Source organism: Psychrobacter sp. H27 (genome assembly GCF_059072655.1).
Window position 1 is genome coordinate 991538 of record NZ_JCACRX010000001.1, and the last position, 22619, is coordinate 1014156.

General features: G+C 43.6%; 18 protein-coding genes and 1 tRNA gene. 14 read left to right on the forward strand and 5 right to left on the reverse strand.

Annotation, left to right across the window (positions count from 1 at the left end; translation table 11 throughout):
- The first annotated feature begins 108 nt into the window (after positions 1-108).
- Both AC5JPY_RS03930 and scpB read left to right on the forward strand, forming a co-directional pair.
- Positions 109-969 (forward strand): segregation and condensation protein A, encoded by an 861-nt coding sequence (locus AC5JPY_RS03930; protein WP_443526396.1) that lies wholly within the window; start codon positions 109-111, stop codon positions 967-969.
- 62 nt (positions 970-1031) lie between these two features.
- Entirely contained in the window at positions 1032-1637 is a 606-nt protein-coding gene (scpB, locus tag AC5JPY_RS03935; RefSeq protein WP_443526087.1) for an SMC-Scp complex subunit ScpB, read from the forward strand.
- Between the two features lie 143 nt (positions 1638-1780).
- On the opposite strand, the gene lolA is transcribed toward scpB, so the two are convergent.
- The 3 genes from lolA to rplU form a co-directional block, all read right to left on the reverse strand.
- Positions 1781-2425 (reverse strand): outer membrane lipoprotein periplasmic chaperone LolA, encoded by a 645-nt coding sequence (gene lolA, locus AC5JPY_RS03940; RefSeq protein ID WP_493844410.1) that lies wholly within the window; start codon positions 2423-2425, stop codon positions 1781-1783.
- Between the two features lie 542 nt (positions 2426-2967).
- Complete coding sequence (gene rpmA / locus AC5JPY_RS03945) at positions 2968-3225, reverse strand: 50S ribosomal protein L27 (RefSeq protein ID WP_319050653.1); 258 nt, start codon at positions 3223-3225, stop codon at positions 2968-2970.
- A 91-nt stretch (positions 3226-3316) separates the two neighbouring features.
- Positions 3317-3628, reverse strand: coding sequence for a 50S ribosomal protein L21 (gene rplU / locus AC5JPY_RS03950; protein ID WP_057761012.1), 312 nt, complete (start codon positions 3626-3628; stop codon positions 3317-3319).
- Positions 3629-4197: 569 nt separating this feature from the next.
- Between rplU and AC5JPY_RS03955 the strand changes: the two genes are divergently transcribed.
- The 5 genes from AC5JPY_RS03955 to hemB all read left to right on the forward strand — a co-directional run bounded on the left by AC5JPY_RS03955 (position 4198) and on the right by hemB (position 13828).
- Positions 4198-5223 (forward strand): polyprenyl synthetase family protein, encoded by a 1026-nt coding sequence (locus tag AC5JPY_RS03955; protein WP_319050654.1) that lies wholly within the window; start codon positions 4198-4200, stop codon positions 5221-5223.
- Between the two features lie 836 nt (positions 5224-6059).
- Positions 6060-7463: an efflux RND transporter periplasmic adaptor subunit gene (locus tag AC5JPY_RS03960; protein ID WP_319050655.1), complete on the forward strand. Its 1404-nt coding sequence runs from the start codon at positions 6060-6062 to the stop codon at positions 7461-7463.
- A gap of 35 nt (positions 7464-7498) precedes the next feature.
- A complete protein-coding gene (locus AC5JPY_RS03965) occupies positions 7499-10738 on the forward strand; it encodes an efflux RND transporter permease subunit (RefSeq protein WP_319050656.1) in 3240 nt (1079 codons plus the stop codon).
- Positions 10738-12552, forward strand: a complete 1815-nt coding sequence (locus tag AC5JPY_RS03970) for an efflux transporter outer membrane subunit (RefSeq protein WP_443526083.1) — start codon at positions 10738-10740, stop codon at positions 12550-12552. The genes AC5JPY_RS03965 and AC5JPY_RS03970 overlap by 1 nt, the downstream gene beginning before the upstream one ends.
- A 268-nt stretch (positions 12553-12820) precedes the next feature.
- Positions 12821-13828 (forward strand): porphobilinogen synthase, encoded by a 1008-nt coding sequence (gene hemB, locus AC5JPY_RS03975; protein ID WP_319050658.1) that lies wholly within the window; start codon positions 12821-12823, stop codon positions 13826-13828.
- Positions 13829-13981: 153 nt separating this feature from the next.
- On the opposite strand, the gene AC5JPY_RS03980 is transcribed toward hemB, so the two are convergent.
- Entirely contained in the window at positions 13982-14959 is a 978-nt protein-coding gene (locus AC5JPY_RS03980; RefSeq protein WP_443526081.1) for a glutathione S-transferase family protein, read from the reverse strand.
- A gap of 284 nt (positions 14960-15243) precedes the next feature.
- Here AC5JPY_RS03980 and AC5JPY_RS03985 point away from each other — a divergent pair.
- A tRNA-Val gene (locus tag AC5JPY_RS03985) sits at positions 15244-15320 on the forward strand.
- A 229-nt stretch (positions 15321-15549) separates the two neighbouring features.
- Here AC5JPY_RS03985 and AC5JPY_RS03990 read toward each other — a convergent pair.
- The gene (locus tag AC5JPY_RS03990) at positions 15550-15777 is read right to left on the reverse strand and encodes a helix-turn-helix domain-containing protein (RefSeq protein ID WP_075107579.1); all 228 of its coding nucleotides are present in this window, start codon (positions 15775-15777) and stop codon (positions 15550-15552) included.
- 117 nt (positions 15778-15894) lie between these two features.
- Here AC5JPY_RS03990 and AC5JPY_RS03995 point away from each other — a divergent pair, with 117 nt between their 5' ends.
- From AC5JPY_RS03995 to cas3f, 6 genes are all read left to right on the forward strand, one after another.
- Positions 15895-16110 carry a hypothetical protein gene (locus AC5JPY_RS03995; RefSeq protein WP_075107543.1) on the forward strand — a complete coding sequence of 72 codons (216 nt, stop codon included), beginning with the start codon at positions 15895-15897 and terminating at the stop codon, positions 16108-16110.
- Between the two features lie 11 nt (positions 16111-16121).
- Entirely contained in the window at positions 16122-17327 is a 1206-nt protein-coding gene (locus AC5JPY_RS04000) for an Arm DNA-binding domain-containing protein (RefSeq protein ID WP_493852145.1), read from the forward strand.
- Positions 17314-17604 carry a hypothetical protein gene (locus AC5JPY_RS04005; RefSeq protein WP_493852146.1) on the forward strand — a complete coding sequence of 97 codons (291 nt, stop codon included), beginning with the start codon at positions 17314-17316 and terminating at the stop codon, positions 17602-17604. The genes AC5JPY_RS04000 and AC5JPY_RS04005 overlap by 14 nt, the downstream gene beginning before the upstream one ends.
- Positions 17605-17614: 10 nt before the next feature.
- A complete protein-coding gene (locus AC5JPY_RS04010; RefSeq protein WP_493852147.1) occupies positions 17615-17935 on the forward strand; it encodes a hypothetical protein in 321 nt (106 codons plus the stop codon).
- Positions 17936-18111: 176 nt separating this feature from the next.
- A complete protein-coding gene (gene cas1f, locus AC5JPY_RS04015) occupies positions 18112-19104 on the forward strand; it encodes a type I-F CRISPR-associated endonuclease Cas1f (protein WP_493852148.1) in 993 nt (330 codons plus the stop codon).
- Between the two features lie 3 nt (positions 19105-19107).
- The gene (gene cas3f, locus AC5JPY_RS04020; protein ID WP_493852149.1) at positions 19108-22590 is read left to right on the forward strand and encodes a type I-F CRISPR-associated helicase Cas3f; all 3483 of its coding nucleotides are present in this window, start codon (positions 19108-19110) and stop codon (positions 22588-22590) included.
- Positions 22591-22619: the final 29 nt, after the last annotated feature.

Below are 22619 nucleotides of genomic sequence, written 5' to 3' on the forward strand. Positions count from 1 at the left end.
CGGATACCAAACGTGCAGACTAAGCCAAACACCAAACAAGCGGCTTTATCAAAAGCCGCTTTGTTCCCACCAGTGGATAAAATATCTACCAATAGAATGTCCCAGTCTATGTATAGTCAAAGTGACTATGCTGAATCAGTCAGTCATGATACTGCTTTGCGTATTTATCAGACACCAGTACAGCATCTACCAGACGATCTTTATGTCCCGCCACAAGCGTTTGCGATTTGGTTGGAGCAGTTTGCGGGCCCTTTAGATTTCTTATTGTATTTGGTCAAAAAGAACAATGTCGATTTGACCCAAATGCCAATATTACCAATCACTGAGCAGTACCTTGCGTATATCAGTGAGTTGGATACTGAGCACTTTGAATTGGCAGGTGATTATCTCTTGATGGCCTCCACGCTTATTGCCATAAAGACAGAATTGCTCCTACCGACGCCTGATACGCCTACTGATGAACGCGACCCAAAAGCCGAACTGATTGAGCGTCTTGAGGAATATGCGCAAATTAAAGTAGCCAGTCAGCGCTTAGATGGTCTGGTACGTTTAGAGCGCGATGTGTTTTTAGCGATGGTCAGCATGCCTGGTCAAGAGGTTATGAACGCTGAATTACCCAGCTACTCACCAACATTATTGATTGAGAGCTTATTTAAGATGCAGCTGCAGCCAGACTATCACATGCATACTATTAAGGTTGACGCCGTACCACTCTCTGACCGTATTGCCAGTATCAGCAGGCAACTGAGCACTGATGGTGCGCGCTCCTTTTATGAGCTATTAGACAAATCACAGGGCAAGATAGGTGTTGTCGTCAGCTTTGTCGCAGTGCTTGAGCTGATAAAACGGCAGCTGGTCGGTGTGATTAGCTCTGAGTTAGATGATGAGGTGATAGCATCTGCTACCCATACTGCTGGTCAGCGGTATACAGATGAGTCCACAACACTGACATTGCAGTGGCTAGCCTAATACGCGTTAAAGCTATTTACGAACATTGTTTATCAAAAAATTGAAATAAGAGCGCATTTTAGATGGTAGATATTGACGAATCAAAGCCACATGATAAAACAGAACTTACAAGCACTGCTGCTTCTACTGAAGCAAATCGTGCTCATCTTGAGGAAACGAGTAAACACATCGAGGTACTATTGCATGCTTCAGAAGCGCCGCTAACAGCTCATGCGCTAAAGAAGCATTTGTCGTTATCCACGAAAGAGCTAAAACAAACCCTAGACGTATTGCAACAACGTCTAGACACAGGTGTGCTCAAACTACACGAAACAGCTAGTGGCTATCGCTTACAGATAGGTGATGATTACAGTCGTTTGATTCAGCGCGTCTTTCCGCAGCGTCAAGAACGCCTAAGCCAAGCACTACTTGAGACATTGAGCGTCATTGCTTATAAGCAACCTGTAACGCGCAATGATATCGAGCAAGTACGCGGTGTGACGCTATCAAGTAATATACTGCGGCAGCTATTTGATAAAGGATGGATCTTAGAGAAAGGCTATAAAGATACTTTGGGACGTCCAGCACTGCTTCATACTACTGCGCAATTCTTAGATGCGTTTGGGCTGAGTCATCTAGATGAGCTACCACCGATGCCAGATATAGATACCATACGAGCGATGTCTTAATTTTTCTATTAGACAACTCAAACTACTCTCATAAAAAAGGACAGACCCCGTAGAATCTGTCCTGTTTATTAGATGTTTAATCTTACTTATACTGAGGTAAAACCTATTGAGCCACTCACCTATTAGTATTTGGTGATTAGTCTTTACTGATTAATGACATCAACGCCTTTTGGTGGGTTGAATTTAAACTGGCTGCTACCGATGCTAGGGTTCATTTTGATACCACTGAACTTAATAGAAGTCGTTTGACCTAGGGTATCGTTTAATACCATCATGACAGGTTTACCACCGCTAAAGCTCATTGATAGGCTCTTAAAGCTAGCGCTGTCTGATTTTGGATACAGCACATAGTAGTTTTTATTGCTGTATGGCTGAGTAATCTTGAAGTTCTGATCAATCTTGCTTGGATCACCTGATAATAACAACGCTGGCGTATTACCTACTTGGCTGTCGACGTTTTGCTTAGTCGCTTGTTCTAAATCTTTATCATAGATCCACATAGAGTTACCGTTGGCCACGATCAGCTGCTCTGATGGTGACTTGGTCTCCCAGCGGAAGTTATTGGGACGCTGGACGCTCATAGAGCCTGTGAAAGTACCGCTGCTAGCCCCTTTCGTTGTTTGGCTAAAATTCGCAGTCATACTCTTGGTATTGGTCAACAACTTGTTCAAGCGTTTGGCTGCCGTCATATTGTCAGCAGGTGCCGCTGTAGCAGACTGAGTCAATGCCATCATAGGGGCGGCGATACCAAGTGAGGTCATCAATACCCCTGCCAAAGCCCCACTCATTACTTTTTGTTTGGTCGTTTGTTTCGTAGATACAGTCATCATAAATCCTCTCTAAAAAAGCACAGTTGCTTTAAAAATAGTCGCTTTAAAAATATTTACTTAAAATAAAACAGTTTATTAAAATTTTTATCTTCTAAAAATGCTTATGTTTGCCAGTATCGAACCGGTATCAATCAGCAATGGCAACAGTGTGCCAGTTTTTTTATTATGCGCCTAGTCATGATTTGCAATCATTACTACGCCTGCCATACACGCTTGTAACCAATACAGTTACACAGTGAAATATGTCTTTATCGTCATTAGCTATGAGTCTTATTTTGAAAAAATAGTTGGGATAGAATTTTAGACCATTGGAACTGTTTGATGAATCGGGACGGTTTGATGGTAGATAGTTCGTGAAGACTTAATTCTTGAGTATATCGTTTTTGTATCGGTTGATAGGACTCTATAAACGCAAAAATCCCCTATTACCATCAGGCAGTAGGGGATTTTTTAATTATCTGATCATTCTATCCAAAGAACAAAACGACCTACATAGATAATTATGCGTTTTCAACCGTAACATAACGACGGTTAAATTTACCTTTGGTCTCAAACTTTACAACACCGTCATTTAGTGCAAATAAAGTATGATCACGACCCATGCCAACGCCTTCGCCTGCGTGGAATTCTGTACCACGTTGACGAACGATGATGTTACCAGCTACGATAGCTTGGCCACCAAAGATTTTTACGCCTAGCATTTTTGGGTTTGAATCACGACCGTTACGGCTCGAACCGGCAGCTTTTTTATGTGCCATGAGAAAATCTCCTTGTTAATGTGACTTATCGCTTATGCGACAACTCTTAAGCATTTAGTGCGCTATTTAGCAATGTTTGCTAAATGGGTAATTAGGCATTAATGGCTTTGATTTTTAACAAGGTATACCATTGGCGGTGACCTTGCTCTTTGTGGTAATGCTTACGGCGGTTGTGCTTGATGATACGGATTTTTTCGCCGCGACCATGCTCAACAACTTCAACTTCTACGCTAGCGCCATCAACAACAGGCTGACCGATTTTGACGTTATCGCCGTCAACAACCATCAACACGTCTTCAAATTTGATTGTTTCGCCTTTTTCTGCTTTTAGCAATTCAACTTTAAGCAATTCATCGACGACTACACGGTGCTGTTTACCACCAGTTTTAATTACTGCGTACATTGTATGACTCCGTTTAACCCGTGTGCCGTGGCTGATGTTATACCAACGCTTTTACGACGAACACGACAGGGAAAAATTAAAGGCAAGATTCTACGGCTTTTTGCTCATAAAAGCAAGCCGCGCCTCTTGTTTTTGTAAGGTGATTACACTAAATCACCATCGCTTATGTGACGACAAGTTCTATAAATGATTAGAACGCCGTAGATGACCATTCTAATCAGACTCTAGAAGTCATCATTTCGATCGATGGTTTGAGCCTAACGGGAGCTATTATAACTTATACAATCAGTTACTTACAGTCCTTTATCAAGCCATTATGTGACTACAGCATCATTTAATAAGTGAACCACTGTATGATCCAAGTATGCGATACCTTTTATCAATTACAAGCTACTCTTTATATACAGTAATGCGTTTGTAGCGTAATGCCGACCTCTTCTGTCATCTACTTTAACCCACAATTTTCGCAGACAGCTATGCTATTATAAGCCAAACGATACCTTACCCATGGATGGACGACATCAAGGTTATAAAAACTCTCTTTATTCTTATTAATATGACTATTTATTATGACTATTACCTCTACAGATAATACCCTACCCACTGCTCAAGCAACGCCTAGCTATGCTGATATCCAACGTATCGTCGCCAATGATTTTGAGGTGATGGATAAGCAGGTATTCGGTAGTCTAAATTCAAAAGTACAGCTAGTGATGAGTGTCTCGCAACACGTGATCAATGCTGGCGGCAAGCGTATGCGCCCGTTGATTACGCTTTTATGTGCTCGTATGTTTGATGATAACCCATCAGAAAAAGCCATGCACTTAGCGGCCATTACTGAGATGCTGCATACGGCAACTTTAGTCCATGATGACGTGATCGATGAGTCAGGACAACGCCGCGGCAAACCAACTGCAAATGCCACTTGGGATAATGCCACTGCGGTGTTGGTCGGTGATTATTTGATTGCACGCGCTTTCAATCTTTTGGTCGGTTTTCAGAGCTTGCCCCTATTGCAGATATTTTCAGATGGGACTTGTGATATTGCCGAGGGTGAGGTATTACAGCTACAGCATCAGCACAACCCTGCGGCGACAGAAGAGGATTACTTACGAATCATCGATGGTAAAACCTCACGGCTGTTTATGATGGCGACCCAAGGCGCTGCTATTTTGCAAGACAAAACCGAATATATGACCGCATTGGGCGCATTTGGACAACATTTTGGTAATGCGTTCCAAATTATTGATGATGTGCTGGACTATAGTGGCGACAGTGACGTAATGGGTAAAAACTTGGGCGATGACCTTGCAGAAGGCAAGCCTACTCTACCCACTATCAAAGCACTTGAGCTGCTAAAAGACAGTGATACCGAAGGCTACGAGCAGCTTCGTATCGCTGTACAGACTGGCAAGACGCCAAACGCCGAGCAGCTCATTGAGTTAGTAAGACAATCAGGCTCATTAGATTATTGTAAGCAGCGTGCTTTAGAAGAGACTAGACTCGCCCAACAAGCGCTTAGCACGTTACCTGACAACCAGTATCGTCAAGGACTGTATCAATTGACTGAGCTTGCTAGCGCACGACTAGTATAATCAAATCTGAGTCGTCTTTACTTTCAGCCAACTAAAAAGACCAGCCAGTTAAAACAGCCAGCTGATAAAGACGACTCTTCTCTTAACGCTTTAGCCGCTTTCTTTAACAGTCGGTTAACGTAACGCCGATAATTCAAAACGACTCTCTCAAAAGTTACCCTCTCAAAAACGACGGTATCAGCCAAATCGTTACCTTTCTTTAAGTTTCATAACTCCTTGCAGTACTATAATCCTGACAAGGGTTTTGATGGTTAAATGATGTTAGATAAAGATATGATGTTAGATAAAGGCATATTGACGACAGTTTTCTGAGCGGTAATTAAGGGTTGCTAAATTTTCTATTTTGAGTACAAACATGGTTTTTGGGGTCTTAAATACCCTAGTGCTCATATGGCTTTACAATTATAACAAAAAATTACATTATGTTTTGGTGTCGGGTTGTATATCAGACTATTAGCTGTTAGCTAATGTGACGCTTACTATAGCGCCATTTTTTTTATTCATAAAACGTAATATTACTACTTTTCGCCTCTGCCTCTTTTATAAATCACTTGACTGTGGGGTTACCCCAATAGTTTATAATAACCCATTAAATTTACTAGTCCACTTTGTAATCTGTCTACATTTTTGATGCCAAATCCGCCAAAACCCTACTTTATGTTTCTCACTATCAGATGTCCTACTAGTGAGTTTTCAATTAATAAGTATCATCAAAGGCTGGGTCGATAGCGATGGAATAGACTTGCAGGATTAGTAAACACTTTATATCTCATACGCCAACATTTATTGTTTAATTTTTATACTGTCATTATTTATATATATTGCCGAGGACATTGATGAAGCACTCTACTCTTGCGCTTGTAATAGCATCTGTACTATCTGGAGCTGTACTGGTCGGCTGTGACAAAAGCGACGACGCTGCTGGCGAACAAGCGGCACAACAGCAAATGCCGCCTGCGGTTGTCAACGTTCAAACCGTTACGTTCGATACCATTCCACAGGTACAGACTTTTTCTGGACGTACTGCCGCCTACCAAACTGCCGATGTTCGCCCACAGGTCAATGGGGTCATTGATGAAGTGTTGTTCCGTGAAGGAAGCAATGTCAAAAAAGGTCAGCCACTGTATCGCATTAACACCGATAACTATGCGTCGTCTGTCAGCAGTGGTCAAGCAGCCGTACAACAATCACAGGCCAACTATCAGACTGCTGTAGCAAACAATGCTAATGCAAAAGCTGAACTGGTGAGTCGCCAAGCGTCATTGGCACAAGCACAAAACGATCTACAACGCCTGCAAGGTCTTGTCAGTATCAATGCCATCTCACAGCAGCAGTATGAGCAAGCACAGACAGCGGTACGTACTGCACAAGCTGCTGTACAAAGTGCGGCGGCGGCTGTCGGACAGACCCAAGCGGGTATCGAAAGCGCAAAAGCAGGTATCCAAACTGCCCAAGCTGGTCTCGATGCAAGTACGTTGGATTTGAACCGTACTATCGTACGCGCGCCTCTTACCGGTCGTACTGACCGCTCAAGCGTGACTGCTGGTACGCTAGTGAGCGCCGGTCAAGCGGATCCTCTGGTTACGATCTCGCGCTTAGATCCTATCTATGTCGACATCAGCCAGTCTTCTTCTGAGCTACTCAAGCTGCGTCAGCAAATAGCAGACGGCTCTGCTCAAGCAGGTATGAACTCGGTTGAATTAGTACTAGAGGATGGCTCAGTCTATCCAGTACGCGGTAAGCTTGCATTGTCTGAGGCCAAAGTTGATGAATCAACAGGCGCGGTCACTTTACGTGCGATTTTCCCGAACAGCAACAATATCTTGCTACCCGGTATGTATGTCACAGCGCGTCTAACACAGAGCGTCATTACCAATGCCACTTTGGTCCCTCAGAGCGCGGTGACACGTACGCCTAAGAGTGAGACTCAGGTGTATATCGTTGATGAAAACAACAAGATACAAGTACGTCCCGTCACTATCAATGGTACTTATGATGGTCAATGGGTTGTCACTGATGGCTTGCAAGTAGGTGACAAAGTGGTTGTGATTGGCGGTGCTAAGGTAAAACCTGAGCAAGAAGTGGTTGCCAAGCCCTTAGAGAGCGCAAATCCTGCGCCATCTGCACAAAACGCGCCTAATGCCAAAACGCCGCAGCAAGCGGCAAAAACGATGGATAAAAAGCCAGCTAGCACTGCCGCTTCTAGTAGTGAGACATCAACAGAAGCTGCTGCTAACTAATTCCATTCAGAGACAAGAAGACTTAGGGATATACTATGTCACGTTTTTTTATTAATCGCCCTATCTTTGCTTGGGTGCTGGCTATTTTGGTCATGCTCATCGGGGTGTTATCGGTTCTCAACCTACCGATTGAACAGTATCCACGTATTGCACCACCGACGATTTCGGTCAGTGCAAGCTATCCGGGTGCTAATGCGCAAACTGTTGAAAACTCCGTAGTACAGGTTATCGAACAACGTATGAAAGGCCTAGATGGCCTCATGTACATGTCGTCATCGAGCTCATCAAATGGTAGTGCCTCAGTGACGCTAACGTTTGAAAACGGCACTGATTCTGATACCGCTCAGGTACAGGTACAGAATAAGCTGCAGGCTGCGATGAGCGCCCTACCTGAATCGGTACAGCGACAAGGCGTCAACGTCAATAAATCGTCTAGCAGCTTTATGATGGTGCAGGCATTTATTTCTGAAGACGGCAGCATGGATCGTAGCGATATTGCCGATTATATTAACTCCAATGTCCTCGACTCGATCAGTCGTGTTGAAGGGGTTGGTGAGGTTCAGGTCTTCGGCTCTACTTATGCGATGCGTGTTTGGCTTGACCCTTCACGCCTGCGTAGCTACAACATGGTGCCATCCGATGTTGTCAGTGCGATACAAGCGCAGAACGCTCAGGTATCTGCTGGTCAGTTAGGACAAGCGCCCGCTGATGCAGATCAACAAGTTATTAACGCGACAGTGACCGTTCAAAGCTATTTACAAACACCTGAAGAGTTCCAAAACATTCTGTTAAAAACAGACACGTCTGGTGCTCAGGTGCGTTTGGGTGACGTCGCTGATGTCGAAATCGGTAGCGAAAACTATAGTGTTTTATCGCAATATAATGGACAAGAAGCTGCAGGTCTGGGTATCTCACTTGCTGGCGGTGCCAACGCATTAGAAACTCGCGAAGCGGTCAGCGCGCGTATGACTGAGCTGGAGCAAAACTTCCCAATTGGTCTAGCCTCAGTCGTTCCGTATGACACCACACCCTTTGTACGCTTGTCTATCGAACAAGTCGTTATGACCCTCATTGAAGCGATTGTGTTGGTATTTATCGTTATGTTTATTTTTTTACAGAACTGGCGTGCAACGATTATCCCGACCCTTGCCGTACCTGTCGTACTCTTGGGTACCTTTGCAGTGTTGTATATTGCAGGCTTTAGTATCAACGTCTTGACCATGTTTGCTATGGTTCTCTCCATCGGTCTGCTGGTCGATGATGCGATTGTCGTGGTAGAGAACGTTGAGCGAATACTAGAAGAAGATCCACATATCTCTATCAAAGACGCGACCACTCAATCGATGGGGGAAATCAGTAAGATCGTTATTGGTATTGCGCTTATTTTGTCCGCAGTATTCGTACCGATGGCCTTCTTTGGCGGTTCAACTGGTGTGATCTATCGTCAGTTCTCTATCACACTGATTACGAGCATGGTGCTCTCTGCCATGGTGGCATTGATATTCACCCCTGCCCTATGTGTGACACTGCTCAAACGTGGTAAGAGCCACGACAAAAGCAGTACTGAGACGCAAAAAGGTTTCTTTGGTTGGTTCAATCGCGGCTTCTTTAAACTTAGCCGTTCTTACGAAAAGTTCGTCGGTAAAAGCATACGTTTTAAATGGCTTTATATGATTGGCTATGCCGCCATTATCGGTATCATGGCGGTTGTGTTCTTACGTATTCCTGGCTCATTCTTACCAGAAGAAGATCAAGGTATTATGTTTACCTTGGTTCAGCTCCCTGCTGGGTCGACGTTAGATGAGACGCAAGACGTACTGGATAAAGTCAGAACCTATTATGATACCCAAGAGACTGATAATATCGAGTCTGTGTTTACCATTGCTGGCTTTAGTTTTGCAGGTCAAGGTCAAAACATGGGGCTGGCATTTGTTCGTTTGTCAGATTGGGAGGAACGCTCTGGCGATGAAAACACCGCACAGGCAGTTGCTGGTCGAGCAATGGGATATTTCTTCACTCAGTTAAATGAAGCACAAGTATTTGCCATTGTACCACCAGCCATCACTGAGCTTGGTAATGCCAGTGGTTTTGACTTGATGCTCCAAGATAGTAGTAACTTGGGACATGAGGGGCTGCTTGAAGCCCGTAATATGCTCTTAGGTATGGCCGCGCAGAATGACCAAGTCTCAGGCGTACGTCCTAATGGTCAAGAAGACTCACCGCAATTAAAAGTCAATATCAATCAAGAACAGGCCGCAGCTTATGGCTTGTCATTGAGTAGTATTAACAGTGTTATCTCTACTGCGTGGGGCTCAAGCTACGTCAACGATTTTATCGACCGTGGTCGTATTAAGCGTGTGTATGTCCAAGGTGAAGCGAGCAGCCGTACCAACCCTGATGACATCGGCAAATGGTATGTACGAAACGACATGAACGATATGATTTCGTTCGATGCCTTCTCTAATAGTGAATGGCAATCAGGCTCACCGCGTCTGACTCGCTACAACAGCCTACCGTCAATGAACATCCAAGGTAGTGCAGCACCAGGACTCAGCACTGGTGAGGCAATGAGCTCGATGGAGGCAATGATAGAACAGCTGCCTGAAGGTATCAGTTATGAGTGGACTGGTATGTCATTGGAAGAGCAGAAGTCAGGTGCACAGGCACCTATGCTGTATGCGCTTTCAATCCTAGTGGTATTCTTATGCTTGGCGGCATTGTATGAGAGCTGGTCTATTCCTGTCTCAGTCCTATTGGTCATACCACTTGGGGTCTTAGGCGCCGTAATCTTTACATGGCTACGCGGTTTTGCCAACGATATTTACTTGCAGGTGGGTCTACTCACGGTCGTTGGTCTATCCGCCAAGAACGCTATTTTGATTATTGAATTTGCCAAAGAACACCAAGAGGAAGGCTACAGTCTAAGAGAAGCGGTCATGACAGCAGCACGTCAACGTCTGCGCCCGATTATTATGACCTCGCTTGCCTTTGGTCTCGGTGTTGTGCCATTATTCTTGGCGAGCGGTCCAGGTTCGGGCAGTCAGAATGCGATCGGTACTAGTGTTGTCGGTGGTGTGATAACTGCGACACTACTAGGTATCTTCTTTATTCCGATGTTCTATATCTGGGTGCGTAGTGCATTTCCGCATAAATATGAGAACAACAAACCAAACGATAGAGACGATGGCAACGGTACGCCTGACTCGCATACCCCAATGCCTGCTGATAACTATCAGCCTGCAGGCCAGCCTGCAAGTCTTGGAGACAACAGATAATGAGTGCTCACAACATGTTTACTACTAACTCAGTGGCGGTGGCAGCTTCTGCTACCGTGGCACAGCCAACTCTGTCGCGCTTACGTAAAAATAGCAGTCGCTTGCTCGGCCTTACTGCCTTGGCAATAAGTATGACCGCTTGTAATACGATTCCAAAAGCTGATATGAGTCCTGTTTTGGCAGAGCCAAACCTTCCTATAGAACAAGCTTATGGTGCGTTCGATAAAGAAACGATCAGCACCCCTGAGCAAGCAAGTGTGGCAGGTCAACGCTGGCAGAACTTTTATAGCGATGAGCGTCTAAAAGGCTTAATCGCTCTAGGTCTTGATAACAACAAGAACTTTGAAAGTGCGCGCCTAGCAATTGAACGCGCGCGCGCGCAATATCAAATAACCGATATCAATAACTTACCAGCGATTAACGCAAGTGGTGGCTACTCGCGTGGCGCTCAAAACAATATCAGTAGTAGACCAGGTAGTGACTATACGGTACAACTAGGACTTGCCAGCTACGAGTTAGATTTTTGGGGCAGAATATCCAGCCTAAAAGATCAAGCGTTACAAAGCTTTTTGGCGACCACTGCTGCCACAGATGCTACCCAGATCAGTCTAATCAGTAACATTGCTCAAAGCTATGCTAATTTGAGCTACAGCTTGGCACAGCTACAACTGGCAGAAGCAACGGTGCAAAGTCGTGAGCAGTCACTGTTTATCGCCAGTAAGCGTTTTGAAGCCGGTATCGATCCTAAGCTTCCCTCACTACAGGCCAGCGCCTCACTTGAAAATGCTAAGCTCGCTGTCCTACGTGCGCAGAGTAGTATTTTGCAGTCGCGTAATGCTTTACAGTACTTAGTGGGCGGGACGATTCCAAACGAGCTTATCCCGACGCCTGCCGTTAGCAATATCACCAGCCAGCAGATATTTAGTGCAGGCCTGCCAAGTGATTTGCTACGCTATCGTCCAGATGTACTGCAAGCGGAATACAACCTTAAAGCGGCTGGTGCAAATATAGCGGTAGCACGTGCAGCTTATTTCCCAACCATCAGTTTGGCCAGTAGCGTCGGTCTTCGTAGCGATAACTTGGGGGATTTGTTTGACAATAATGGCTTTAGTTGGTCGTTTGGTCCTAATATCAGCGTGCCTGTCTTCGATGGTGGTCTTTTAGATGCAAATTATGAAGTCGCGCAAATCGAGCGTGATCAGACTCTCGCAAGCTATGAAGACTCTATTCAAACCGCATTCCGTGAAGTATCAGATGTACTTGCCACGCGTGCCACACTTGGCGAACAGCTCGAATCACAGTATCGCTTGCAAGACAATTTTGAGCAAACCTATCAGATTGCTGATGCCCGTTTCAAAGCTGGTCTTGATAACTATCTAGATGTACTCGATGCACAGCGTTCATTGTTTTCTACTCAGCAAGGTATATTAGACTTAGAGCTACAGAAAATCATTAGTCAAGTTGAGTTGTACCAAGCACTTGGTGGCGGTGCTAACTTGGATGTACCAACCGTGATTCCTGTACCGCAATATACCAATCTAGCTCAAATAGCGTCACTGCCTAGCAATACTGCAAAAGCCAAAGCTGCGGATGCCATACAAGCTGCCAGCTCAGCACGCGTAACCTCTCCTCAAGAGGCTATCGCTATTAAGCAGTCGCAAGCGACAGAAACCACTACCTTTAATCCTACAGCTATCGTCGATGTTAATGATGATGGCAAGAAAGATGCCGCTGTGGGTGTGATCACAGAAGAGACTCACTTTAGCGACAATAGCGTGGAGCAAGTTCCTGTCACACAGATTGTTGAGCCTTAAATGACATACTCATAATGTGATGATGCAGCACTATCATCATATCGACAGTCGATAAGTACCATCAGCCCTACCGACTTAACGTGGTGGGGCTTTTTGCTTTTACTGACATCTTTTGGTTATAGTAGGCTCGCTTTATACAAGCTCTTTTTATCTGTAGCCACTGATAAAGAACAGATTTTGATAAGCCAATTCTATAAAATACCGCTTATAGTGATATTATTTTAACCATGTAACATGATAACTATTAGAACAATCATAAGGAACTATTATGAGCTACACCTTTAACCGTCAATACCCTGCCACTCGCTTACGTCGTCTGCGTTATAACGATAATGTACGCTCAATGATTCGTGAAGTGGAGCTGCATCCTAAGCACTTTATTGCCCCTGTATTTGTATTAGAAGGTGAAAACCAGCGCGAAACCATCGCTAGTATGCCGGGCGTTGAACGCTTATCAATTGATTTGCTAATTAACTATGCCAAAGAATTGTTAGCAGAGGGTGTGACAACCATCGATCTTTTCCCTGTGATCGATAACGCTTTGAAAACACCAGATGGTAGAGCTGCTTATGACGAAAACGCCCTGACTGCACGTACGATAAAAGCAGTCAAAGATGCTGTACCAGAAATGGTCGTCATGACTGATGTGGCATTAGACCCTTATACCTCACACGGCCAAGATGGCCTGCTTGATGATAGCGGCTACGTCATCAATGATGCCACTATTGAGGTATTGGTCAAGCAAGCGCTCGTACATGCCCGCGCTGGCGCTGATATCATCTCTCCGAGTGACATGATGGATGGACGTATCAAGGCTATGCGTGATACGTTTGAAGCTGAAGGGTTTTTTAATACCGCTATTATGGCCTACTCAGCCAAATATGCGTCTGCTTACTACGGTCCATTCCGTGATGCTGTCGGTAGTGCTGGTAATCTAAAAGGTGGCCACAAAAAACAATACCAGATGGACTTTGGTAATCGCGCTGAAGCATTGCATGAAGTTGCTATGGATATCAACGAAGGCGCTGACATGGTTATGATTAAACCTGGACAGCCTTATCTAGACCTTATCCGTGAAGTTAAAGACACTTTTGGGGTACCGACCTTTGCCTATCAAGTATCGGGTGAGTATGCCATGCATATGGCCGCTATCCAGAACGGCTGGCTCAGTGATGCTGTAATTTTAGAGTCTTTGATTGGGTTCCGCCGTGCTGGTGCAGATGGTATCTTGACGTACTTTGCGCTAGAAGCTGCCCGTCAGTTAAATAATGCGTAGTATGAGCTAAACAGCTCTTGATAGCATAAAAGCCCCAGCTGCCTCATAACAGTTGGGGCTTTTTGCGTTTGTGCTCTTCTAGAACGGTACTCTTCTAGAACAGTGCTATTCTAGAGCAGATAGCCTTTGACCACCTTTATGAGTCAGACGTATTTATAAGGATTCACGATTGTGCGCTGCCGTAAAATCAATAACAGGCCCAGCAGGGATAATACGCGTAGGGTTTATATTGGCATGACTGGTGTAATAATGCTGCTTGATGTGCTCCATGTTGACGGTCTCAGCAATACCGGGCACCTGATACAATTCACGTAGATAACCCCAAAGGTTTGGATAATCGACGATACGATGCAAGTTGCATTTAAAATGTCCAACGTAAACGGCATCAAAACGAACCAACGTCGTAAACAGTCGCCAATCAGCCTCGGTAATGGTGTCACCTATCAGATAGCGCTGCTGGGCAAGGCGTGTCTCAAGTGTCTCTAATGCTGAAAACAGCTCATTCACCGCCTCTTCATAAGCTTCTTGAGTAGTAGAAAACCCAGCCTTGTATACTCCATTGTTGATAGCAGTGTAGACAAATGCATTGATATCATCAATTTCTTGCAATAGCTCTGCTGGTACAAAATCACCTGCTAGTGCACCAACGTCATCAAAGGCAGAGTTAAACATCCGAATGATTTCTGATGACTCATTACTCACGATCGTATTTGTTTTTTTGTCCCATAAAATGGGTACAGTGACACGGCCTGTATAGTCTGACTTTGCTTTGGTATAAAGCTCATAGGCATAGTCTGCATTAATCACTGGGTCGGCAATCACGCCTTTACCCTCTGCAAAAGTCCAACCATTCTCACCCATATATGGATGAACCACAGATATCGGAATGATATCCTCCAAACCTTTGAGCTTACGATAGATGAGTGTGCGGTGTGCCCAAGGACATGCCAACGACACATACAAATGATAACGATCAGTCTCAGCCTTGAATCCGCCCACCCCTGTTGGTCCTGCACTGCCATCGACCGTTACCCAGCTTCTAAAACCAGAATCTTCACGCTCAAATCGACCACCACTACCTTCTGTGTCGTACCACTTGTCCTGCCATTTACCATCGACTAATAAACCCATATCGTTGCCTTATATTTTTTGATTTATATTAAAAAACGTTTAGTTGCGCTTAGCTATGCTATTTAGCGTTTATATTAACATCTCTGTATTGTCCTTCCTCAAATCTTCGTTGCAAGATTGGTATGGTTATAGATGTATTGCTTATCTAAGATGTTATCTGTTCCTTATGCTGAACATATAGAACCCTATAAAGGTAAAATCTCTAATATTTTGATAATAACTGCAGATAGTGATAGAAAAGGCTTGCAAAGTCTGAGAAACTTGCTAAAATGCTCAACCTAAATAGGCGTATAGCTCAGTTGGTTAGAGCGCTACCTTGACATGGTAGAGGTCGTTGGTTCGAATCCGATTACGCCTACCAGATTCGAAAATCCCCAATCTTAAGATTGGGGATTTTTTTTGTCCGTGAAATATGGGCTGTAGCGGAAAATACTTGTCTACATCGACTCATAGTCACGATTATACAAGCAGATTTAAATCATTTAAAAAAGTGACGGTGACCAAATGGTGACCAAAACGTGACCGACCCTTGAAAACCATTAAAATTAAAACCCTCTTTTTGACCTCTACTTTAAACTGTAAGCTAAAATCTATTTCTGAGTATTTTTCTCTTTATCCTCTTTTACATATTCAAAAATATCCCCTACCTCTACTTCTAAATACTCACAAAGCTTATCTATAGTGTCGAAATCAATTCTAGATGATTGATCGTTATATATTTTATGTAATGTCGTCTTGCTTACCCCTGTTGCTCGTACGGCATCCGCTACCTTTAGCCTTCTTTCAGCTAACAAAGTTGGAAGATGGTTAACTATCATCCTATAAACTCCAATTATAATTATAAAAAGTACTTGCATAGTTATAAATTTATGGTAAATTACAACTATGGTGTTTAAAAGTACCATCATGGTTAAACTTTATATAAGGAACATATTATGTCACATACCTACCTGACTACCCAAGAGCTTTCTGAGCTTATCAAATATAACCCTCGTACTATCCGCAATGAACTCAAGGATAGTGTGCTTATCGAGGGTATTCATTACATACGTCCATTTGGTGGTCGTAAGATTCTGTATATTTGGGAAGAGATTGAAAAAGATATGCGCACTGGCATTGCCGGTAGCGTCAATGCCATGGCACTTCAATAAGGAGAAATAGAATGGCTAGTATCAGAAGTAGATACGGCAAGCTGGTTGTAGATTTTTACTATATGGGTATACGCTGTCGGGAGACGACAAACCTAACAGACACACCAGCGAATCGCAAGAAGCTTGAAAAAGTGATTGAGAAAATGGAAGCAGAAATCGTTTTAGGACTGTTCAACTATGCTAAGTACTTTCCAAAAAGTGATAAAGCGGCACAGATGGTTGCGTTAAACGATCGCAAGGAATGCATTAGTACCGATACGCCTTCTTTTGAACAGTTTGCAGAATTATGGTTTGCTGAAAAAGAAATTGAATGGCGTGATACTTACAAGCGCAAAATAAAGGAGATTATTGATATGTACTTGATTGCTAAGTTTGGGACTAAGCCCATTCATCTCATAAAAAAGACAGATGTATTAGCCTTCCGTTCATCGCTCGCCAAAGTAACGTACGGAAAAGCTAACAAACATCTGTCAGCGGCACGCATCAATTCGATAATGGTACCTTTGGGTATGATACTAAAAGAAGCGGCTAAACGCTATAAATTTGATAATCCTTACTACGATATCAATGCGCTCAAGCAACCTAAAACGGATATCCAACCATTCACACTAAGTGAGGTTTGGACGTTTATTAATGGGGTGAGAGCAGACTATCGCAATTATTATCTGGTACGTTTTTTTACAGGTATGCGTACGAGTGAGATTGATGGGTTGACGTGGGAGAACATTGACTTTAATCGACGTGAGATTGTAATCAAACAAGCTTATGTTAAAGGCAAAATTGTTCCTCCTAAGACACAAGAGTCTTACCGTGCGATTCAAATGTCACCTTGGGTCTACGATGCTCTGAAGGAACAGCAGGCCATCACTTATAAGCGATCTGATTATGTGTTTTGTGCGCATACGGGTGAGCCACTTGATTACAACAACGTGAATAAACGTGTTTGGCACCCTACTCTTAAGATTTTAGGTCTGAAGAAGCGCAATGCTTATCAGACTCGTCATACCGCAGCAACGCTATGGTTGGCTGCTGGCGAAAGTCCTGAATGGATTGCCAGTCAAATGGGGCACTCTACAACCAAGATGCTGTTTAATACTTATAGCCGTTACGTACCGAATATGACTCGGCAGGATGGTAGTGCATTTGAAGCATTGGTCAATCGCAGTCAGATTGCTCAGGTATCTACCGATAAGGGGTCTCACCATGAAGATGATTGATTACGATAAACTGCATGCGACTTTTAAACCTAGTGGCTATGTCAGTAATGGTGCAGATAATATTGCTAACTACCTCATTTGTGAGCTCTGTATTCAGTCAGGTACTGGTTTGGCTAGGTTCCTGAGTGTTGATAGTTGCTTTGATAATCATATGGCGCTGCGCATATGGGTTCAGAAGCGCTTAGATGCCAATCCTGACTATGCCGTTGATGATATGTGTAGTCAGCTACAGAGTGATCTTTACGAGCTACTACCACACACTGGCTATGGATACTAAGGAGGATATTATGAGTATAAACTTCGTTTTTGATTTAGCTCTAGGGAGTGCAGAAAAGCGTTTGTGCCATACATATTGGTCCTACGTGTCGCCCAGTGATTATATAGCGCATTTAGAACTGCTTTGTTGTGACCACAACACGGAGATTGATGCATTATTTACTACACTTGCAAAATGTCAGGTTTATTTAGATGACGTACACTGTGAGTACTGTGGTCGTCCCTATCAATTAGATGTCCCAGCAGATATACCTTATGCAAGACGTTTAGATTTTTGGTTTTGTGAGGGGTGTATTAGCTTTTCTGGTGGACAGCTTATTGTAGACAGATAGGTTTTTAGAAATAATTTATTGCCAGACAACTTAGGTTGTCTGGTTTTTTATTGCTTTTTAAAACTTTAACGACATCTGTTGTCGCTAATGTCCTTTTAAATATTGTTTTGTCAACAAAGTTTCGTTAAAGTGAATTCATATTCAATTTTTTATCACTGTTAATAGACGGAACTATAATGGCGAAACCCAATAATGCCTATACCGACAATAGCTTTGTCTCTTCAGATCTCAAAACCATTTTGCACTCCAAACGTGCCAATATCTACTACCTATCGCATTGCCGAGTCATGCAAAAGAACGGACGTGTGTTATATCTCACTGAAGATGACAAAGCTAACCTCTATTATAATATTCCTATCGCTAACACTACCTCCATTCTACTTGGTACAGGCACCTCCATTACTCAAGCGGCGATGCGCCTTCTATCACAAGCAGGCGTGTTAGTTGGCTTTTGCGGCGGTGGTGGTATGCCGTTATTTATGGGCACAGAGCGTGAGGTCTATGTTGAGTGGATGACTCCGCAAAGCGAGTATCGACCGACTGAATATATTCAAGGTTGGATGAGCTGGTGGTGGGATGATGATAAACGCCTTGCTGCAGCCAAGCAGTTGCAAATAGCTCGCGTTGCTTATCTGCAAGCAGTATGGAATAAAGACAGCGACCTTAAACGGTGGGGTTTTGACAGCAATATCGATGCGATACAGAAACTGCTCAATGATAATATTCAGCAAATCGATAAGCAGACAGAGGTTATGCATTTATTGCAATTGGAAGCCCGCCTGACCAAGCAACTGTATAAGCTAGCTGCAAAAAATACGGATTATGATGGCTTTACCCGTGAGCACGATGGTATCGATAAAGCTAACGGCTTCTTAAATCATGGCAACTATCTGGCGTACGGTCTCGGTGCCACGACCTCATGGACGCTTGGCATTCCGCACGGTTTTGCGGTGATGCATGGTAAGACACGGCGCGGTGCCTTGGTGTTCGATATTGCCGATATTATCAAGGACGCACTGGTGCTACCCCTCGCCTTTATCTGCGCTAGCGAAAACATGAGCGAGCAAGAGTTTCGTCAAGAGTGCATCAATATGTTTACCAAGCACAAAGCGCTGGATTATCAGTTTGAGGTGGTTAAACAGTTGGCGATGACTAAGTGGAAAGTGTAGAAAATGATTGTTACCTTTGTCTCTCAATGTGAGAAGAAATCACTTAAGCGTACACGGCGTATCTTAGACTCCTTTGCTAACCGCATTGGTGATAACGTTTGGCAGACGGCTATTACTGAGGATGGGCTACAGACGGTTAAGCAGCTCTTGCGTAAGTCAGCGACCAAATCTACGGCGGTCAGCTGTCATCGTAATAAGACTCGTCAGCTGACGGAGTTGGTATGGATTGTGGGTAATAAGCGGCGGTTTAATGAGGTTGGTATGGTTCCTGTGAACCGTACTAAGCGTAATATCTTACACAGTGAATGGGAGAATGATTGGACGTATGCCAGTAGTATCCAAATCATTGCTACCATTGCTGCGCTACTGCATGACATCGGTAAATCAACGATTGGTTTTCAAAAGAAACTCCTTGTCGGTAGTAAACAAGGCGACTCTTATCGGCATGAATGGATATCATTAAAACTGTTTGAGCTGATGATTGCCGATTGCAGCACTGACGAAGCATGGCTTGACCATTTAATGAATTTAAATAAATGGTTAGAAAATAACAATATAGAAAATCTACTATCTAATGCTAATAAAGATGTCGTCAATATAAAAGCTATGCCGCCCCTAGCACAGTGGGTTGCTTGGCTGATTGTTACTCATCACCGCTTGCCACCTATCAAAAAGGTTTTTTACCCTTACAAAGATATTCAACGTTTGCAATTACCTCAAAATACGTTAGAGATTAAAAGAGACTTAAATCAGTTTTATGGAAAAATTGAGCCGTTCGATTATTGGGTAAAAAATCCTAAGTCGTTAGAGGAGATGACTAAAGCGCAATTAAAGGACTTTTGGCAATTTGAGCATTTAGTCATTAATAGCCCAGCTTGGCAAAAGAATATCAAGCGTTGGTCTAAAAAAGCCTTAAATGACCCTACCTTAATGCAATTAAGCCAGCAAGCGGTTGATGATAAAAAAGCCATCAGCGATCCATTCTTACTGCATATATCACGGTTGTGCTTGATGGTAGGCGACCATAATTATTCTAGTCTCAAAGAAGACGACTCTCGCTGTATCACAGTCGATAGCAGCTTTAAAAATTTAGCAGCTAATACCGACCGAGCCGCTAGCACGCCAACCGTTAAGCAATCTCTTGAGGAGCATCTATTAGGTGTCGGTGCCTTTACAGCACATTTTTGTCGTGCACTTCCTATCATTGCCAGTGAAATGCCAACACTACGTAATCATGATCCATTAGCTAAACCTACTGGGATTGAACGTTTTAAATGGCAGAATCAAGCTTTCAAGATGACTTATGGTTTGCAAGAAGCCACGCGCGAGCATGGGTTTTTTGGAGTTAATATGGCATCGACAGGCGCAGGTAAAACCATCGGTAATGCACGTATCATGTACGCTCTAGCTCACCCAAAAAAAGGAGCGCGCTTTACTATCGCTTTAGGACTGCGGATTCTAACCTTGCAGACCGGTTTAAGCTTTCGTAAAAACTTAAAATTGGCAGGTGACCAGTTAGCCATATTAGTCGGTGGTAGCGCCAATAAAAAATTGTTTGAGCTGGCATACGATAACAAGACTAGTGATATTACTGACATTATCGGTGAATATAAAAAGGACGATGAGCCTGATAATGAGTCTGAAACTTTCGGTAGTGAGTCCAGCGAAGATTTGTTAGATGAAATCGTCGATATCGACATTGACTATCAAGACTATGAGTCGCTGAATCTCGATACGGTCATCGCTAGCCCTAAAGCACGCGATTTAATATTTGCGCCTATCGTGACCTGCACCGTTGACCATATTATCCAAGCCTCTGAGTGCAAACGTGGTGGTAAATATATTGCCCCCATGCTGCGACTGCTCAGTAGTGACTTAATACTCGATGAACCTGATGACTTTGATCAAGCTGACTTGCCTGCACTATCGCGTTTAGTGCATCTAGCAGGACTTTTTGGTACGCGAGTGCTGCTTTCATCTGCAACCTTGACCCCTGACTTGGTGACAGGACTGTTTGAAGCCTATATGGAGGGGCGCAAACTATTTAATCAAAGTCAGAATAAACCTACGCCAAAAGTAGTTTGCGCATGGTTCGATGAACAGCCCAAAGCGATGCTATCGGAACAATGTAGCGACGTTAATGGCTTTCAAAACAGTCATAAACAATTTTGTGAAAAACGTGCCAGCTATTTAGCCCAGCAACCTATCAGACGTAAGGCAGAAATACTGCCTTTTTCAGCTAACTATACAAAGGATAAAGCGTCGCAGTTTTATAGCACTTTGGCACAGACTTTGGTTGATGCTGCCATAGGCTTGCACTATAAGTATCATGAAGTGTCTGATAATAAGCTTCAAGCTGATAAAGATGTGCGGGCAAGCATTGGACTCATTCGCGTTGCCAATATTAACAACATTACCAGTATCGCTATGCAGTTATTTAAAGCAGACAGCATAACGGTGCCAGATGACACGGTTATACATGTAGCGTGCTATCACGCTAAGCAGCTTTTACTACTGCGCAATGCTTTGGAGAATAAGCTAGATAGAATTTTAGACCGTAGCGATAGTAAAGTTGGCATTTTTGATCATTCTGAGATTAAGCAAGCCATTGCTAATAACCCTAATAAAAATCATATCTTTATGGTACTGGCTACTCCTGTCGCAGAAGTCGGGCGCGACCATGATTATGACTGGGCAATCGTAGAACCCTCCTCTATGCGCTCTATCATCCAGCTGGCTGGGCGTGTCTGGCGACATCGTCCTGACAAGGTTGCTAATGAGCCAAATATCCTGCTGCTGCAATACAATATTCGCTACTTTAAGCATCCTAATGGCAAGCGCCCTATATTTACCCATCCAGGGTTCGAGACCACGCTGTTTAAACCACCAAGCTACGATTTGAATGAGCTAATGACAGCAGAACAATTAGCACAAGTTGATGCCAGACCTAGAATTAAAGCAGCTCATGATAAAACAGTAGAAACGCTGAGCGACCTCGAACACCAAGTTATGCGGCATCTATTTAACAACCCTAAGCTTAACTATGTCAATGCTTACTGGGACAGCAAAGCCACAGCCAATCGTACGCATACTCATCTACAGCAAATCAGTCCTTTTCGAGCGGGCACTCCGCAAGACGATTGGTTATTAATTCCGCGCATGGTTAATGATGATGAAGAAACTGATATGCCAACGACAGGGTTTAATGCTTACTATGCAGAAGATGTATTTGAAAAAGGTTTAGTTAAATCTACCATTCATAATAAAACCATTCAGCCGCTAGACTTTAATTTTGAGCACGCGCAAATAAAGCCGTGGTTAAGCACTTCATTGAATGACGTCTTGCAGGACTTACAAGTGGCTCAGCCTGATAAGAGCTTGCGTTCGTTAGCTATTACCTACTCATCGGTATCACTTGATAGGATCAAGGCTAATAACAGTCGCGGCTGGGCGTTTCATGAGTTTTTTGGTTTTGTGCGGGAGTGAGTTATTGGCACGGATAAAGCATGATTTTG

Coding starts and splice junctions, on each gene's coding strand:
- AC5JPY_RS03930 (WP_443526396.1), top strand. CDS start 109: ATGTATAGTCAAAGTGACTATGCTGAATCAGTCAGTCATGATACTGCT.
- scpB (WP_443526087.1), top strand. CDS start 1,032: ATGGTAGATATTGACGAATCAAAGCCACATGATAAAACAGAACTTACA.
- lolA (WP_493844410.1), bottom strand. CDS start 2,425: ATGAGTGGGGCTTTGGCAGGGGTATTGATGACCTCACTTGGTATCGCC.
- rpmA (WP_319050653.1), bottom strand. CDS start 3,225: ATGGCACATAAAAAAGCTGCCGGTTCGAGCCGTAACGGTCGTGATTCA.
- rplU (WP_057761012.1), bottom strand. CDS start 3,628: ATGTACGCAGTAATTAAAACTGGTGGTAAACAGCACCGTGTAGTCGTC.
- AC5JPY_RS03955 (WP_319050654.1), top strand. CDS start 4,198: ATGACTATTACCTCTACAGATAATACCCTACCCACTGCTCAAGCAACG.
- AC5JPY_RS03960 (WP_319050655.1), top strand. CDS start 6,060: ATGAAGCACTCTACTCTTGCGCTTGTAATAGCATCTGTACTATCTGGA.
- AC5JPY_RS03965 (WP_319050656.1), top strand. CDS start 7,499: ATGTCACGTTTTTTTATTAATCGCCCTATCTTTGCTTGGGTGCTGGCT.
- AC5JPY_RS03970 (WP_443526083.1), top strand. CDS start 10,738: ATGAGTGCTCACAACATGTTTACTACTAACTCAGTGGCGGTGGCAGCT.
- hemB (WP_319050658.1), top strand. CDS start 12,821: ATGAGCTACACCTTTAACCGTCAATACCCTGCCACTCGCTTACGTCGT.
- AC5JPY_RS03980 (WP_443526081.1), bottom strand. CDS start 14,959: ATGGGTTTATTAGTCGATGGTAAATGGCAGGACAAGTGGTACGACACA.
- AC5JPY_RS03990 (WP_075107579.1), bottom strand. CDS start 15,777: ATGATAGTTAACCATCTTCCAACTTTGTTAGCTGAAAGAAGGCTAAAG.
- AC5JPY_RS03995 (WP_075107543.1), top strand. CDS start 15,895: ATGTCACATACCTACCTGACTACCCAAGAGCTTTCTGAGCTTATCAAA.
- AC5JPY_RS04000 (WP_493852145.1), top strand. CDS start 16,122: ATGGCTAGTATCAGAAGTAGATACGGCAAGCTGGTTGTAGATTTTTAC.
- AC5JPY_RS04005 (WP_493852146.1), top strand. CDS start 17,314: ATGAAGATGATTGATTACGATAAACTGCATGCGACTTTTAAACCTAGT.
- AC5JPY_RS04010 (WP_493852147.1), top strand. CDS start 17,615: ATGAGTATAAACTTCGTTTTTGATTTAGCTCTAGGGAGTGCAGAAAAG.
- cas1f (WP_493852148.1), top strand. CDS start 18,112: ATGGCGAAACCCAATAATGCCTATACCGACAATAGCTTTGTCTCTTCA.
- cas3f (WP_493852149.1), top strand. CDS start 19,108: ATGATTGTTACCTTTGTCTCTCAATGTGAGAAGAAATCACTTAAGCGT.